The sequence below is a fragment of the Pedobacter nyackensis genome, from assembly GCF_032678475.1.
Classification (GTDB): Bacteria; Bacteroidota; Bacteroidia; order Sphingobacteriales; family Sphingobacteriaceae; genus Pedobacter; species Pedobacter nyackensis_A.
This window is the reverse complement of the sequence record NZ_JAVTSF010000011.1, coordinates 1-17941: the sequence shown is the minus strand read 5'-3', so window position 1 is coordinate 17941 and position 17941 is coordinate 1. Positions and strand designations below refer to the sequence as shown.

Sequence of the window (17941 nt, the reverse complement as noted above, 5' to 3'; positions counted from 1 at the left end):
TTCTTTAATAAAGCGGAGGTTTTTATTGATACTTGTATTCACTGTAAAGACTAAAGTTCTTTTCAAATTCATACGTTCCCTTGATGATATTTTTGATTTTTTTATCTATTGCAGAAAGGTCTTGAAAATCCAAAATCTCCATTCGGAATGGAGTATCTATAATATTTTTCATATCCTCCTCATGTAAATAATGGGTAAAAGTCGGTGTTCCAAAATGATCATTGACAATAAGATACCAACGTTCCTTTCTGATTTTTGGAATACACCGTAAAAATATAGTAAACCTAACAATGTTAGCCAAATCTAAATAATTGATTGAAAATGTCTGCAAACCACTCATAGTGTCCCATTTGCCGCTACTCCAGCCTTGCCTGACCGGTAAGTTGATTTTTTTATTAAAGGGTTTTGAACTGTTAGTCAGAAAAAAAGTATGAACAATTTTTGTCGACCTATAAAGAATTAACCTATAACTGAAGACTTTACCGTCGCGTTGTTTGAAGTCTCCAATATATAAATCAAACATTTCCGGCCGAACATTCTTCTCGCTGTTAAGATTTTCAGGAACATAAATGGAATCAGCAACAAAAGAATACTCAACTGGCGCGAGGTTAAATTTCGTTGGATTATCAAAACTCCCATCCTTTTCAAATAATTTCCGAGAGGTTATACTATGACGCAATTGGATATGTTCCATTCCAGTGTGATTATCTCCATGAATGAAAATTAAACCCTTTTTGGAAACTTTGAAAATGTGTAGCTTATCAGAAGTCAGAGAAAATAGATAATCCTCTTGATATTCTGGTTTTCTAGCTTCCTCTAAAATCTTTACAATTTCATTTTCGGTCAGTAGTTCCTCCATAATAATTTCGATTAATTAATCCACCCCAGTTTTCTCAATTCGCGATGAGTGTCTAGGAGATTGGGATCGTCTCTGTGAAGCGGATCCTTTAATAGTTTTTCTAAAAATGAAATAGACCTTTGATCTGTTATTCCAAAATTATCTAGCATCTCACCAAGTTTTTTAAGGTTCTTGGACTTTGCTTCCATTTCTGACACATGATTCAAGTTCTCGGGTGTGAATTCACCATATTGTGCTTGATCTTTTATATGTGCCAAAACCGTTCCCGGCTTACCAAAAATCCAAGATTCGGCATTTTGTTCCACTTGCAGATTAGTAGTAAGTGCAAACATAACATCGCAATGAACAGCCCTAAAAACTTGATCTCGCAGCGCACCTTCAGTATTCGGAGCTATCATCAGATAATGCTTATTGTCAATTGGAATATGTATAATATTTGTCGGATCAAATAGATTAAATTCATTACCAACATGACTTCTCATGATCACTGGATTATCCGAAGTGATCAAATCTATATCGCTTGTGATATTTACTACCATCATTCCCGCTTGCATTTTATATTCAACGAAATCATGTAAGTCGTTCATGTGATTGGTAAGGAAATCCAGCTTATTTTGTATAGCTAGTTCTTCTCTAATTTCAGCAATACTTGAAATATGGAAATTCAAATCGTAGGTATCGTTCTTAAATTTTACCTCGCCATTTGAATCCATATGATTTGCAACGGCATATTCCAATATTTCATCTAAATATTTTGCGTTAAGATTGAGAAATTTAGGTGTTCTGAAAAACAGGCTCATTGTTGTAAGAATAACCTTTCTACGCTGGTCTTCTGTCAATTCAGAAATTTCATTATTGACTAATAGCTCGTAAATATCAGGATATATTTCATCAATTTCTTTAGCGTAATATCTTTCAATAGCGTATTTATCGTCTCCTTCGACATTTGGTATAGTATATAAATTTTTACCAACGCACATGTCTACAGTGCTGATAAGTTCAGGTTTAATCTTGCCCTCATGGGTAAGCTTTGCTTCGACAAAGAATTTACTATCTTGATTTAACGCGAAATTCTTTAGATATGATTTTGGGATGTAGTGATGTCGTTTTGGTTTACTCATGAGATGGCGATCAGTCTAACAAACATACTTATTTACAAGAACTCCCCGAAAAAATCGGGATCTCTAGTATAGATATTGATTATTGCATCTAAGCCTATGATCAAAATCAAACTGTAGGTGATTAATTCTTTTTCATAATATTTATGAGCAGATCTACCGCATCCGGCCCAGTTAGCTTACTGGGCGCACCGGAAGGAAAATCTTTTGCCGGCCTGATGCTATTAAAATTACTACCGTACAATCCTGCAGTAACCATCCCATCTAAAGTCTCACGTTCTTCTTTAGGGCGGGTTAGGTCAAAGTGTTTTGAAGCATAACCAGCAAGCAAATCGGATAACTGTACACCATAACTGTCTTTTGAGTTAACTGACTTTGTATTTAATACCCTTAATGGATAAGCTACCGTTGATCCATCACCAAGTGGAAAATCTTGTGATATCACATCATGACTGGTGATCTGGTCCCACAACTGTCTTTGTCTTAAAAAATTGGAAGACGCATCGTGAATGACTGTAAAATCCTCTGATGTCGCTTTCCGCCAATCAACGATCATTGCGAGCATAGCGGTAAACTGGAGATCATTAGTGGATTTAAATGTGTCAAGATTATTAAAATGCTCAAAGTTCCTAACCCCCTCAACCATCAAAGCCAGGTGGTGCTTTACAGCGAGTGATTGCTTATTATAGAGATGTTCAATGTTTGTTAAAAACGTGGCTAGTGTTTCCTTTGAAGGATTACGACTAAAAAACTGGTACTGGTTTAGTAATTCATCAAGCATTCCTGGCGTGGCGTTACTTTGGAAATTGTAATATATTTGATTGGCCAATTTCCTTCCAAATCCCCCTGCAAGGAAATTGTAACCAGAAGCCGTTGTGGCAGGTTCGATGAGAAAATCGACCATTTTCACCAGTACCGCAAAATGCTTGTCAATGATCCAAAACCGGATTCCGTTAGTGAAGGGTTTTAAATTTTTAGCTAGGCCTAGAAACTGTGGCTTACTGGATTTCCAAAGACTTGAAAATTTATATTCCTCACCTTTATAATTTGGAAAGGATCTCTTCATAATCGATTGGGCGAGTTCTTCATTCAGATCGTGGCTTGCAAGAGCGAAGATTGGCTGTTCCCGATCAAGGTGATTGTAACCAGTAAATCCGGACTCGTCAAAGTATAATCTTTTCATATTTTTCTTCAAAAGCATTATTTAATAATCAAAGCTATTCCAATTTTCACTCGTTATTTTCTAGGCGACTTCAAAACGTTGCCAGTAAACTTAATTTGACTACTCTCCATCCAAAAAACATCTCTTTTCATAATGCATCCTAAAGTGAATTTCATACACGGTTTTAGATCCAAGCATCACTTTGGGGTGTGGAATTGGGGCAGGACCTCGATAAAGGCTTCTACTATATTCGGCTAATAACCTATTAATTTTATTCGTAGTCTGCTTCAACTTCGTCTATCTGAGGGTTATAAATGTCAAAATATAGCCGCTCCATCTGAAAGTCTCGATTACTCCGGAGGTATTTTTCTACAGTTTTTCTTAAGATTAGAGGTTTTGCAAATTCCTGCAAATAGAATTTTGTAGGATATAAGCCCAACCAGGATATTTTAAACTTACTATAGTCAAATCCACCGATATCAAGTAACCAGTCGTAATAATCTCCGAAGCCATCCATTTTTTTATCGGTAATTTCTCGAGGTTGTAGCCCAAATTTGAAACATAAGTTGAAAAACATATCAAACAATGGGTATTCATTATCTTGAGGACCGTAAAAGTTATTTCTGAAGGAATACTTACTGGGATCTGGATACGTTTCTTCTATAAATTTATCCAAGAATTCGGATCCTTGGAACGGCAATGTATCGGTGATCACTGCGTAATAATAGTGGTAGGCATCAAATTTAGCACGAAGCTGTGCCGTAATACGTTTCTCTATTTCCTTTTTAAGTGAGTTATCCGCTACCGGATGAAAAAGTGCCAGAGTATTAAAATAACGCAATTCATCTCTATCTTCTCCAAATGCATATTTAAATAGTTGTTTGCGCTGTACAGTAGAAAGGCTAATAGTCTGTTTCCTGGTCTTCAATTCTGCGGTGAAAATGCTCAACCTTTTTTCCAGGTGTATATCTTTATATTGTAGAAAAAATGTGATAAATTCCTTCAGGAGTTCTGTAGAAAACTGACTGCGTTTCCCTCTGAAAAAGCTGTTGACCTGACTATAAGCATCTGGGCTTGGTAAATCTGCCTTAGAATAACAATCCATAATTTCCCTACTGATTGTTTCTGCCTGTTTATCAGTCATTTCAATCATTGCTGCAAGACATAGACAATTAGCAAAGACCTCAGGGTACTGGTTCCGCCAAAATGAACCATCGTCTGGTGAATAGGCCTTGTATGCGTCATTAACTAGGTGATGATTAGCTAGCAGATTGCTAATCATGGCAAAGAATTTTCCATCATTTTCCTTATAGGGAATTGATTTGAAAAGGTATTTATTGAAATAACGCCAGGTAACTTTATGTTCCCCATCGAAGATCAGACGCTGGATATGATAGTCATTAAACGTGGAAATTACGTAACTATTGGTCTCTCGAAGTGCTAGAGCAATAAATACACCCTCAGTGAATCCATCCATCTGCAGGCTGAACTCACCAAAGCGGTCGTAAACGATCCGGTTTCCACCAATAAAGGAGTTCAGTTTGGCAAAACCATTAAGCAATTGGTCATAAGAGTGTGTGTTGAAAATCCCACCACCTATAAAACTCTGGTATTCGTTTCTTAATTTTGACACATTAGTCTGGACTTCATAAGCACTATCAGAATAAAATCGGACCTCTTTAATGTAATTGAAGAGCTTGCGATGATGACTTCTATTTCGGGCAGAATAGACAGCTCTATCCAAATTAATATTCATTAAAGTTTTTCCGAACTCAATCGTTTCGTAATCATAATAATTGTTTTTGATTAACCTCCCTAGCTTGATCAGGTTAAACTGGGTAATCAGGAACAACGTCTTTTTGTTTTCCTTAGTTGCTTGCTTACCGATGCTCTGGAAAGCCTCTGCTGATTTTAGATAATTGCCCATTTCATAGTGCATGTAAGCAGTCTTCATCCGATCATCCAGAGACTTGTCTTTTGGTTCCTGCAGTTTTTTAATGGTCTGCGGGATGTCTAGTCTGTTATAGCAGCAGGCGACACAATTACAGTTACCGTGTGTAAAGTAACGGGTTGAAACCTCTTTCCTTGACTTTTGAGAGATGATCGTATAAATGTGATTTTGACTAAGTTTTGATAGTATGGCTATCGCCTTTTTTTCATATTCATCAACATCCTGGATGTACGAAGGATTGGTGAAGGTGATCGTTCCATTAGGTTGGACTTTGAACGTGTCGAGCATCGCCACGAGGTCATCATTTTCAGTGTAAAGCTTGAACTGCTGGTAGAAAGATGATTGAACTTCTGAAACCTTGAATGGTCGGTATTGGCTCAGCAGATGGACTGGAAGGTATTGCACCTCCTCAAATAGATATTCAAGCAAGGTAAACAGTTGCTCCAGAAGCGGTTTGTTCTGGTCAACCTGGAAGTCTGAACCAGCAGTCAGCGCATTTTCATTTCCTTCGGAGGCCCTAAAAAACTGAAGTGACTTTGACTCTTCGGCATCCCTGATAAAATCCAGGAAACTGTTTGGCTCTAGGACATTTTTTGGGTCTATGAAAATCTGTATGGATTCCTTTTTTTTAGCAATCGATTCATTGAGGCGTTCTTCGAGAGAATTGTCCAATTGAATGGCATGCCAATACACGGTTTTTGTTGAATTGTCGCAAAGGAGAAACAGTAGCGCCCAGGGCATTTCCTGCTGATAATAGCGGATATGGCGGTTATCAATCTGAAAAGAAATCAATCCTTTATTAGTGGTTGTTTTTAGAAGTTTTACAGGCTCATCGGTTGCTTTAACCTGTAATTTGAACATATCCAGTGTATTCTCGTTTGGCTTGCCGATGAGTTCGACTTGAAAATCCACTCCACGATCTTTTTGATGTTCCTCAGAGGTTTTATTAATTTTCAGGTCCTGATATTTTGCTCTAACGCTTTCCAGTACGTTGTCGAGTAGTATATTGCCGGATTCCTGTATTTCTTCTGTAGTTCTGGAAGTATTTTTTTGCTTGCCTTTTACCATTTTGTTTGAGCGTTGCTGATTAACAAATTTAATCATTTCTCAAGTTCAATGTGTATGTCCTTTCACAATGGAATTGATTATGAATATCCATGGGCTCATTTTCAAACGCGACCCCCTTTCAAATACTACCAAAATGAATTCTTACCTTTATATAAATTAAACGCGATTACAATGACGGCAGAAAAATTAGAAAGACTTAAACAAGCTCTGGCAAATCTACTTCTAAACCGAATTAGATATATTTGTTAAAAGCCGTTCAGATGATTAGTTACGTTTTCCTAGATACAAACAATTGGATTTACCTTGCAAATGGATTCAATCCATATTCGAACAAACACGAGGATGTGCATTTGAAAGTTTTCGAATTCGTTAAAAATAGGGCTCTTAGTGGTGAAGTTATTTTTTTGATAAACTCAATAATTCTTGAAGAATTTGATAGAAATAAGTCCCAGACACAAGCTAAAATCAAAGACATTAATCAAAAAATCAAAGGTTATATCGGAAGTCTGAAGCCAATTACAGACTTTTTGGAAGGTGACGATTTGGAAGTAAAAATTGTGTCAGAGAAAATTCTGAAAAAGGCTGCTACACGAATATCGCATTTAGAAGATCATATAATTGAGGTTGAAGATTTCTTGATTAATAAGACTTTTCTGATACCGATCACAAATGATCATAAAATAGCAGCCAGCGAAATGGCTCTTGCTAAAAAGGCTCCTTTTATCGGAGAAAAGAAAAATAGTATGGCAGATGCCCTACATCTACTTAGTTTCATCGACTATATGGATAAAGTCCGGCAAGAAGAAGATAAAGATGCAGAGTTATTCTCCGAGGCTATTGACGCTTTCTTTGTATCTAGTAATTCTGGTGATTTTTCAGCGAAAGATGATAGAGAAACGCTGCATCCAGATCTCGTCCCCATTTTTGAAAGCAAACTTATTGAGTTTTCATATGCACTCAATAAGTTGGTAATTCAAATTGAAAACACTTTGCTCAGTCACGAAGAACAAATGCAGATCGAAAACGCAGAATATTGGTGGTACTGCGATCTATGCGATGCTGATATATCTAAGGACGACTTTTCCAAGCCTATCAGGGTCTTCGACCCATCTAAAGTTAAGGGTGGCAGCATGGACGAGAAGCAACTTCCGTTATTTAACGACCTAGAAGTGAATCTTGAAGACCCTTATATTGAAATAAGGGAATATGAATGCGACTGTGGCACACACTATATAATATGTCCCAATTGTGACGAACTTATAGATGTAGGGTCGCCCGATAAAGTGTTTTCTTGCGACCATTGCTCCTACAACTTCATTTTTCATCAGCTACGAGATCCAAAGGTCAAAATTGTCTTGAGAGAATTTAAAATTGTCCCTGATAGAATGTGCACCATCTGTGGCAACCTGAGTGAATTTGTGACAAACGACGAAATATGTGAAGTCTGCCTGGCCTACGATGAAATTGTAAGTAACAATTAATTCTTCTAGTAAGCGACACACGCAAAGGTTACCTTTCGATAATCTCGTTCATCCTCATATATGTTAGCTGCATATTACCTGAAATTCCTGCCCCCGTGAAACGCGCCTTTTGGAACATTTTCAGAATCTTGCTCGTTTTTATTGTGACCCGGATAAGGTGTCGTCTTCCCATCACCCCGGGCTAAAGTCAATACAGGCAGGTCATCTGCTTCACGTTGTACCAGTTTACCCAGCATTTTGGTGAAATCAAAACACTTACTCACAATCACGTGTACCACATGACCTTCCCGCTGCAACCGGCCTTCAACCATTAGCAATCTCGAATGCAGAATCTCCTTTCTGTAGGTTTCAAACAGTTTTTCAAACACCACCAGATTGGAATAACCTGATTCATCTTCAATCGTAATAAAACAGACCCCTCCTGCTGTTCCTGGACGCTGACGAACCAATACCAAGCCGGCTACTTTTACCAGCTGTCCATTTGTAGAATCGTTGTTAATTGTATGACAAGTGCGGATATTTAACATATCCAGCTGAGACCGAACGAAACTTACAGGGTGCGCTTTTAGCGACAATCCGATGGTTGCATAATCCTGCACGACATGTTCACCCTTACTCATCAATGGCAATTCTACCTGAGTTTCCAGCACACTTTCTGAGGCCTGTCCTTTGAACAATTCAACCGGCATATCCTGTAAAGCGGATACTTCCCATAATGCTTTCCGTCGATCCATTCCCATTGACCGGAAGGCATCCGCATCAGCTAGTTTTTCCAAAGCACCGAGAGATACACCTGCATCTCGCAAAGCAGTTATAGACTTGTAACCATCACCTCTGACCTCCACCAGAATCTCCATTTCATCCTCACGGATTCCTTTAATCTCCCTGAATCCTAAGCGAAGCGCGAAATACTTTCCTGATTTCTCTTCCAATTTGTTGTCCCAAAAAGAATGGTTGACATCTACCTCACGAACCTCGACATGATGTTTCTGCGCATCAATGACAATCTGTGCAGGCTGATAAAATCCCATCGGCATGCTATTCAATAGTGCCGCAGCAAAAACATCAGGATAATAATGTTTCAGCCAGCAGGAAACATAGACCAGTAAGGCAAAACTTGCTGCATGAGATTCCGGAAAGCCATAACTTCCGAATCCCTCCAGCTGTTTAAAAATTCGTTTTGCAAATTCAACCGTATATCCTTTGGCCACCATACCATCAATGAGCTTCTGCTCATACTGGTTGACAGCCCCTTTAAACTTAAAGGTGGCCATACTCCTTCGCAAGCCATCCGCTTCTGCAGGCGTAAAACCTGCCGCAACAATCGCGATCTTCATGGCCTGCTCCTGGAACAGTGGTACGCCGAGCGTTCTACCCAGAATCTCCTTCAATTCCGGCGAAGGGTAAACAATAGGCTCTTCTCCATTCCTCCTTCGTAAATATGGATGCACCATATCTCCCTGGATTGGCCCTGGACGCACAATCGCAACCTCAATGACCAGGTCATAAAATTCTCTGGGTTTTAACCGGGGTAGCATCGACATCTGGGCCCGGCTTTCAATCTGAAATACGCCCAGCGTATCTGCCAGACAGATCATATCATATACATCCGGATCGTCCTGCGGAATATTGGCCAGCGTAAACTGCTTACCATAATGGTCCCGGCAAAGATCAAAGCCCTTTCGTATACAGGTCAGCATTCCTAAAGCCAATACGTCCACCTTCAAAAAACCTAAGGCATCAATATCATCTTTATTCCATTCGATGTTTGTCCGGTCTTCCATTCTGGCGTTCAGGATCGGACAAAGGTCGGTAAGCTTGCCTTGGGTAACTACAAAACCACCCGTATGCTGGCCTAACTGTCTTGGAAAACCCATCATTTGAGCAGTCAGCTCCAGTGTTTTTTTCAAGTGCGGATCATTGGGGTTTAGTCCTGATTCGGTTACACGTTCACCTTCAAACCATTCATTGGAATATTCCCACAATGAACTTGAAAGCCGGTTGATGGTATCTACGGATAATCCCATCGCTTTACCCACATCCCGGATCGCACCCTTTTGGTGTTGTTGGGTAACTGTAGCTACGATGGCGGCACGGTCACGTCCGTACTTATTATAAATATATTGAATGATCTCCTCCCTGCGTTCATGCTCAAAATCCACATCAATATCGGGAGGCTCATTCCTGGCTGGAGAAATAAACCTTTCAAAAAGCAGATCGAATTTCATGGGGTTAACCGAAGTAATGCCCAAGACAAAGCAGATCGCAGAATTTGCTGCCGATCCCCTGCCCTGACAAAGAATTCCCCGGGACCTGGCTTCACGAACGATATCTTCTACGAATAAAAAGTAATTGGCATAGTCCATCTGCTTGACAAAAGCCATTTCATGATTGATCATGTTGACTACTTTTTCAGGAATCACTTCTCCATAAAATTCATGTGCCCCCTTCCAGGTGAGGTATTCGAGCTCTTCCAAAGGAGAGCGCCCACTTTGATTGATTTCCTCGGGATAAACGTATTTCAATTCATCTAAAGAGAAATTACAGGCTTCAGCGATGACCATCGTATTTTCAATGGCCTCAGGATGCTTACGAAATAGGCGCTGCATCTCGGCCACCTCTTTCATATAGCGTTCTGCATTTTGGTGCAAACGAAATCCCGCTTCCTGAATGGTGCACTTTTCCCTGACACAGGTCAGCACATCCTGTAATTCCCTGCGGGATGGATCATGATAATGTACATCGTTAGTGGCTACGACAGGGATTCCGTAAAATTCAGAAAGCTGCCTGGTTCGAAAAATGAGCTTGTCATCATTGCCCAGATACGTTCTGGTGGCTGCAAGGTAGAGTTGTCCGCCCAGCGCCTCCCGGTATTGCGCTGCTGCTGAAATGAAACTTGCGTCATATTCAAACCTGCGGTTAAGGACTCCTGGCATCACCAAAGTAAATATTACCCCCTTGCTATGCGCATATACATCCGAGCGGGAAATATGACAGGAACCTTTTTCTGCCCGCATGTTACCTAATGTGAGTAAAGCGGATAGTCTTCCATAAGCTTCCTTATCTGTTGGGTATGCCAGTAGACTAGGTCCATCCAGCAGATCCAGCCTGCAAGCTGGGATCAGTTTTACGTTCTTATCCCGACAAGCCACATGTGCACGAACAATACCTGCCAATGTATTCCGATCTGTTACGGCGATCTTTTTATACCCGAAAGTTTCAGCCTGAGTCACCAGCTCATGCGCATGGGAAGCACCGCGCAAAAAACTGAAATTAGAAGTCACCTGTAATTCACTATATTCCATAACACTATTCCTTTAGGCAAAAAAACCATGAATAAACCATTGGTATTTCTGATCACCACCATAGTGGCCTGAACGAAATAGCCAGTACCGTCCACCCTGATCATCCTCCACCTGGTAATAATCCCTATGCTCTCCTACATCCAGCCACCATTCCCGCTCAATGCGTTCCGGGCCGTCAGCTTTGATCACCTGATGCCTGATCCCTTTGTAAATAAAAAACTTAGGCGGATGATCAGGGATCAGTGCCATGACTTCTATCGGATCTGGTCGCTTCAGTAATTCGGTTGGACGAGGCTGCTCTACCCGCCAATCCGTTGCAGGTTTTTCTGCAATTGATCCCGCCCGTAAAACTGCACGCTCCGGCCAGTAACGTGTCGCAGGTAAGTACCGGTGGATCACCTCAGCACCAACCCTTCCCGCAACCCGGTCTAATAATCTGATGACACTCTGGTCGTCCAATCCGGGCTTTGTGGTCCACATTGCTTCCTGTGGAACTTCCACATCATCTACCTTTGGCGCATCCAAAACAAAAAGTTCAATTCCCAGCGCAGGGCGAATCTGGTCGATCTTTAACTGAAATAGCTTAAATAAATGACTCACACTATGCGTCCCACCGCTGGTTCCAATCGCCACCTGAACAATCTTTCCATCAATCCGGTAGCCAGTTAGCACCCCTGTCCGCAACCCCTTTCCTTCAGCCTGCATACGCTTACATAAACTTTCCAGCATTTTAGTGATGGCGATTTCGATCCCGGTTCGGGTTTTTATCGGTTCCAGGCAAGGCAGGCGTTCCTGAAATGGTACAGGAACCTGCAAAGGAATTAACACCTCATCTTCTGTTCCCAAGGCCTGAGCCAGGCGCAATAAAAAACCTTCGCCGAAACGTCTGCGCAGTACGGACCGAGGCATGCCAATAAAACTTTTAATCTGGTAAAATCCGAGCTTACCGAGTTTAGCCAGGGCCATATTTTCTAAGCGCAAAGCCTCAGGCACCAAAGAAAGTAAAGCTTCAGGATGACCTCCTACAGGAATCAGAGGCGTAATTTTTCCGAAATGGGAAACCGCCCATGCAGCACCTGGGGTGTCAGCGATCGCCACCCGAACGGTATAGCCTTTACTTTTTAACCTTGAAACGATCTCTTTTAAATATTCTCTTTCTCCACCCCAGAGGTGTGCGCAGCCACTGATATCCAACAGCAGACCATCCATACCAAATTCATCAATGGCAACAATAGGTGAATACCTCACGCACCATTCCCCAAGCCCTCGAAGTAAATTATATGGTCTGCCTGGCTTATCGTCTAAAACTTCGAGTCCGGGACAAATCGCTTTGGCATCTGCTGCCCGCATACCTGGTTCCACACCGGATTCGGCAGCTAGCGAACTCACCGCGGTGATCATCATACGACCATGATCAGGCGCAGCAAATACAAAGGGCACATCAGCGAGTTCAGGCCTGCGAATCAGCTGCCAGTCAGCCAGGAGCTGGCGGAACCATATGGAAACAAAACGCCTTTGCATAATACCTATCCAATTTTTCTCTTCTCTTTTTCTGTCCACACCGATTGCCCGCTAACCTTATTAACTGCTGCAAAATTTTCTCCTGCCCATTCCAGTACCCAGCTTCCCGGATTACCGTTGCGTACTTTCAGCAGCTCTACCTGCCATCTTGGAAACCCCAAACCGGGTAGACCACTGGTCGTGTCCGTTGGCAAAGGGCTGATCTTCCATCTTGCCGTTGCGACTGTACTGGTTGCTTTACTTGCATCCTTTCGAAGAATAAAACCAGTTACTCCACTTTCTTCAACGGCTAGCTGTAACCTGCGGGATTCTATTAGACTTAGGTTATTTAACTCAGCAACTACTGCTGCCAGCCCTTCGCACTTCAATGCCTCTTCTGTAATCCAAAGCACATCTTTCTCCGTTTTGACATCCATAAAAATGATCCGTTCAGGCTCAACATTGAATGTACTCAGAGAAGCGGGGAACAACTTGCGGGATGTACTCACCCAAACGCAAGCCGCGCCATCCTGCATCAGAACAGCTAACAACCCAGCAATGAAACCGCCGCTGGATGCTGAATCCTCTGGCAAAACGGTGATAAATTCATGGATAGCCCTTTTGGGAAATACCCCGCCGGGAAATGCCTGCTCTATTTCACCAAGTCCAACCCTTTCGGCTTTAGCCGCAGCCTGTGGCTTAAATCCCTGCCAAAGCAGGATATCCTGCTGCAGTTTGATTAATATTTCCTTTTTAGCATCCATGATCCACCTCCAACTAAACAACTAATTATTTTAGCATTTTAATTACACAACAAATATATAGCTAATTTTGTTAGTAAATAATGAAATGTTTAAAATTATACGGTTTTTGTGAATAAGCCTTTAGGTTTTTATATTTCCCAAAACTGCACCGGGATTTAGACAGCCCCAGCCCAATCAATACGTAGATTAATGGAACTATTTTTTTTATAAATTTTGTTTGCACTTCATTATTATTATCTTCATAATTAACCAAACCGACAAACTTAAATGACGCAACTTGAAAAAATTTACTGTGTAGTGGAAGACACTTGCAGTGGTGTTAATGAACTTTTAGAATTAAGGGAGGTGGATACGAAGTATGAATATCGTTTACCAATCAATCAAGTTCATAATGCAAAACTTATTAAAGGACAAACCTATGAGTTTTACAAAGAACACAACGGACTTGGTCAAGGGCCAAAAATTAGTTTTATACAACCAGGTTTTGAAATCGGCCAAACAAAGGAACTAGTTATTAAAGAAACATTAAATCTTAATAATGGAAAATTCTTCATACTAGAAAACGATCTAGGTTTGGATCTAAAGGTTAAATCTTTAAGTTTTCAATCACAACACAGAACAATCAAGTGCCAGGTTATAAATTACCGCTTTGGTAAACCAATATTAAACAATATTGACTTTGATAATCATCATTATTTACTTGACAATGATTATTTATTTGACATAGTTACGTTTGGGACATTTATTGATAAGAAAGGGCTATCAGTTAATACAGTAATATTAAAAGATCGTAATGACAATGAAATTCAAGTGCGCGCTAAAAAGTGGCAAACTGAGAAACTATGGAAATACAAAAATTTAAAGTGTAAAATTTCAGGTTATTTTCAAGGAGAAATTCCCAAAGTACATAACATTGATGAACGACACCCCTATTTTGAAGTTGGTGACATAATCAAGTTTGAAGTGACAGGTTTTAAGGAGCGAAAAATAGAAGGGGAACCAATAATCCGCCTGATTACATTAAAAGATAAGTATAATTACAGTCACGAAGTCATACTACTTCCACATCAAGTAGAAAAGCTAAAAATAGGGGAACACATTGATTGCCGCGTGGAGCGTATTAGCCATCATGTTCACCTTAAACAAGTTATTCATGATGATCCCTATTTTTACGATTTCAAAAATATTATTCAAAACAGTAACCATCAAAAAAAATACTTTTCACCTCAATTCGAGTTACAAACTAATGATGTCAACACACTTCAGATGCGCGGACAATACGAATCTAGAAGTGGATTTTACATTTTAACATTTTGTAATAAAATATTACCAAATCTATTTAGAAATGCAATAGACAGGCGCGATTATAAAAGTGCCATTGAGATAAATCAACTCATAATCGATATTGAAAAATGGATTTTAAAAAACGGCATTATTCAAGCTTTCCCGAATGAGTTAACAAGAAAGACAACCCGGGAAAAAGTGAAATATTCCATAGAGCGAGCTGAAGTAAGAGCTAAAATACTACCAGCAATAGAAAATGGGAAAATAAAACAAATTGTCACAGACCTACAAACGACCATTGAATCTGCATACTACATATTTTTATACTCAGATATCAGATTATTGGACGCTATAGATTTCATTAAATTTATCGAGTCTCGACTAACATCCATCGATTCTTTAGATTTAGAGTCTAGGACTTCAGTATTAACAAAATTCAATGCTATACTTAGGAGTAGAAAAAGAGAGTTTCTAACCAAACGGAACGAAGAAGATTTTTTAGCTCTTTTCGAGAAAACAGATATATCAAACAACACAAATTTTGATCACTATAATAAATGGACCTATCTGCAGGTTTTGCTACTTCAGCACTTACAAAATCGAAGTGAAGCAAATATTCTAAAAGCCCAGTTATTGCGATCCTATGCCGCTATCCAGCCAGAACCGTCACTTAGAAATTCGTTATTACATTGTGCTTTTCAAATACTTACGGAGTATAACAATGAGGAGTTCGATTTACCCCTAATTTTAAGTAACCGTTCTCTAAAGGTTAATCAAGGACTACTCAAGAACTTCGAGCCAAAAAATATTTCAAATGAAAATTTAGAAATAATTGAAGAATTAACTAATAGTCAGTTCTTAGAAGTATCTATCAACTCAAAAGATATTAACGGTTTCGTTATTAATTATAAAGGTCTGACAGGTTTTCTTCCATCAAACCATGTAACAGATCTCGAGCTAAAAAAACATCTAATCGGAGAAATCAGTTGGAGGACAAATGTCCAGATGATCAATTATTCCAAAGAGTTCAAATATTTCGTAGCAAGGCAACTGCCCCAAGAAGATACTAATTACTATTCTGAAAATCAATTTAAAAACCAACCAGTATTGTATGAAATAGTCAACGCCGCGGTAAAGACTGTTGTTGACTATGGTGTCTTCCTCTCAACTAAATACGGGGACGGTTTACTGCATAATAGTAAAATTTATTCTGAGCCCTTAAAAGAGCCAGAACTCAAAAAATTATTTAAACCTGGGTATGAACTGAAAGTTCAAATTGCAAGCACTGAAAAGCTTAGCTTTAGCGTCATGGCGCTTTCAGACACTATTTATAAGGAAGAGTATCTGACTCTTAAAAAAAGAATAAAATCACTTTTATTTGATATCCAATTTGATGAAGAGGATATTCCTGACAGAGAAGCATCAGGTCCCAGCTATGAAGTGGAAACCGAAAAAGGTTTTATTTTAGAACAATATGCTGCAGGATTAAATGATTTAAACGAAAAAATTAATTACATCAAACTTGCAAAGCAATTCTATGTCAATCACAAAAATGCAAGGTCATATCTTCTAAATATATACATTGACTATTTCAATAGCATTTTACTGCTTGAAGAAATTATAAATAATTATTCATTTGAACGATATAACGGACTTAAAGAACAGCTAAATGAAGTAAAAAATAAAATTAAGCCTAAAACCCTTGAAAATTTTTCAAGAATAGACCGCTTAATTTATTTCATCAATATCCTAACCTTATTTAATGAAACAACAAATGATTCCTTCAATGAGCTTATTGGGTACATTAATAAATACTCCGAAAATGATGATGAGACTGTTCTAACAACAATTGCAAAGATCACTCTTTCGAACAATTTGATGTTGTCTGAGACGCTTAAAGATGATAAATTTTCAAAAAATAACCTAAAACGAATTGGGGACTTTATTAGGAATGGAATATTTTCTTTGAATGAATCGGAATCAGATCGGCTTGAACGTGAACAACAAGTCAAGCGAAAATACTGGAAAGACAAAATTGGTCAAGATGAGAGTGCTACATTAGAGTTCAAGTCTACTTTTATCAAACCAGTTCCCGACAAAAAAAGAAAAGCTCAGATAGATTCGCTAACAAAAAGCCTTGAAACAGCCGCTGACCCTTCCTCAATTCTACAACGAATTGAGGAGATTAATGGTTTAACCGCACAAAAAGCAATCATCCACAGCGCTTTTAAAACAATTGCTGCATTCGCAAACACATCCGGAGGCTTTCTACTGTTAGGTGTATCTGACGACAAGAAAATTTACGGCCTGCAGGATGATTACAATACCTTTAAGCAAGAGGACAGATCTAGAGACGGATTTGGCAAATTCTTCGATGCAAAATTAAATGAATACTTTGGAGATAGTTTTTCATCAATTTTATTATCAAAAGAATTCTTAAAATTCCCTGAAGGCGACGTATTAATTATAGAGGTTAGCCCTAGTGTAGAGGAGGTTTATTTATTAAAAGACGATTTAGGAAACCGATCGGAACATATATATGTGAGGAACCTTTCTTCATCTGAAAAGTTAGAAGGTAAAGAACTTGCCAGATTCATTCGGGAAAAATACAGGAAACAAATTTACTTACCGTCTGAAATTCCTGCTGAAGAAAATAAAAATGTGGTGTATTCATAAATTAAAGGATTTAACGACTGCTGGCAGCATAAGGAAAAGTACGGGATTCTTATCAATTAATTTTCCATTTAAGGAACCAACAATTTCATTATCAAACTGTTATTCTAAAAAATAAACTTACAGTGATGAAGGAAGAAGAAGAAATATTTGAAATAGCGGTGGATATCAATCACGGGCTTGAACCTTTAACTTTTAGCATCAGTCCTTTTGAGGATACCAGAACGCCAGAAAACATATTGAATTTCAAGGTGATGCGGGACAAAAAAACGATAGCTGTGCTTCGTCCGGATGCCGACCATTGCTGGAAATTATTAGAAGGCAATATGGATCAGGAACAGGTAGATGCTATTGGGGCTGCTATTGATGGTCACTATGCGTAGCTGCTAGGCAACACGCCAGTAATCAAAGTCCAGCTTTTCCTGATCCACATAAGTTAAGTCCAGTGCAGGATGATCTGGATATTCTACGGGCTTTGCTTCCCCGGCATATCGGTAGTCCTTATCAATCGTACATGCTTCCATTAATTTCGAAGGTATTTGTGTTAAGGCAATTTCTGTCAGACGTTCCTCGCTGGGTTCTTCCATTAACCATTCCCAGGCTAGGTCATCTGTCAAGATGGTTGGCATACGTTTTTTTGAATTGTGAATTTGCTGCATCATCAGGTTTGCGGCTGTAGTTGCAAATGCAACCGTTCTTACCCATTGTCCTGCGTCTTTGTCAAACCAGTCATTATATACACCAGCAAACCAAAAATACTCTTTACCGACTACACC

At 39.3% G+C, this 17941-nt stretch carries 11 protein-coding genes; 3 read left to right on the top strand and 8 right to left on the bottom strand.

Features of this window, described 5'->3' with window-relative positions:
• Positions 1–22 precede the first annotated feature (22 nt).
• From R2Q84_RS24485 to R2Q84_RS24470, 4 genes are all read right to left on the bottom strand, one after another.
• Complete coding sequence (locus R2Q84_RS24485) at positions 23–859, bottom strand: hypothetical protein (protein ID WP_316819243.1); 837 nt, start codon at positions 857–859, stop codon at positions 23–25.
• 11 nt (positions 860–870) lie between these two features.
• On the bottom strand, positions 871–1980 hold the full coding sequence (locus R2Q84_RS24480) for a DUF4238 domain-containing protein (protein ID WP_316819242.1): 1110 nt from the start codon (positions 1978–1980) through the stop codon (positions 871–873).
• A 121-nt stretch (positions 1981–2101) separates the two neighbouring features.
• Positions 2102–3160 carry a DUF3800 domain-containing protein gene (locus R2Q84_RS24475; protein WP_316819241.1) on the bottom strand — a complete coding sequence of 353 codons (1059 nt, stop codon included), beginning with the start codon at positions 3158–3160 and terminating at the stop codon, positions 2102–2104.
• Between the two features lie 250 nt (positions 3161–3410).
• The gene (locus R2Q84_RS24470) at positions 3411–6194 is read right to left on the bottom strand and encodes a DUF4365 domain-containing protein (protein ID WP_316819240.1); all 2784 of its coding nucleotides are present in this window, start codon (positions 6192–6194) and stop codon (positions 3411–3413) included.
• 224 nt (positions 6195–6418) lie between these two features.
• On the opposite strand from R2Q84_RS24470, the gene R2Q84_RS24465 reads away from it, so the two are divergent.
• Positions 6419–7639 carry a PIN domain-containing protein gene (locus R2Q84_RS24465; protein WP_316819239.1) on the top strand — a complete coding sequence of 407 codons (1221 nt, stop codon included), beginning with the start codon at positions 6419–6421 and terminating at the stop codon, positions 7637–7639.
• A gap of 74 nt (positions 7640–7713) precedes the next feature.
• Here the strand turns inward: R2Q84_RS24465 and R2Q84_RS24460 are convergent, their stop codons facing one another.
• From R2Q84_RS24460 to R2Q84_RS24450, 3 genes are read right to left on the bottom strand one after another with little or no spacing between them, the layout of a single operon-like run.
• A complete protein-coding gene (locus R2Q84_RS24460) occupies positions 7714–10944 on the bottom strand; it encodes an error-prone DNA polymerase (protein ID WP_316819238.1) in 3231 nt (1076 codons plus the stop codon).
• A 12-nt stretch (positions 10945–10956) separates the two neighbouring features.
• Complete coding sequence (locus tag R2Q84_RS24455; protein WP_316819237.1) at positions 10957–12504, bottom strand: DNA polymerase Y family protein; 1548 nt, start codon at positions 12502–12504, stop codon at positions 10957–10959.
• Positions 12471–13208: an Error-prone repair protein ImuA gene (locus R2Q84_RS24450; RefSeq protein ID WP_316819236.1), complete on the bottom strand. Its 738-nt coding sequence runs from the start codon at positions 13206–13208 to the stop codon at positions 12471–12473. Before R2Q84_RS24450 ends, R2Q84_RS24455 begins: the two co-directional genes overlap by 34 nt.
• 267 nt (positions 13209–13475) lie before the next feature.
• Between R2Q84_RS24450 and R2Q84_RS24445 the strand changes: the two genes are divergently transcribed.
• Entirely contained in the window at positions 13476–17168 is a 3693-nt protein-coding gene (locus tag R2Q84_RS24445; protein WP_316819235.1) for an RNA-binding domain-containing protein, read from the top strand.
• A gap of 125 nt (positions 17169–17293) precedes the next feature.
• A complete protein-coding gene (locus R2Q84_RS24440; RefSeq protein ID WP_316819234.1) occupies positions 17294–17548 on the top strand; it encodes a hypothetical protein in 255 nt (84 codons plus the stop codon).
• 3 nt (positions 17549–17551) lie between these two features.
• Here the strand turns inward: R2Q84_RS24440 and R2Q84_RS24435 are convergent.
• Positions 17552–17941 (bottom strand): SOS response-associated peptidase family protein (locus R2Q84_RS24435; RefSeq protein WP_316819233.1); only part of this gene is annotated, 390 nt, incomplete at its 5' end.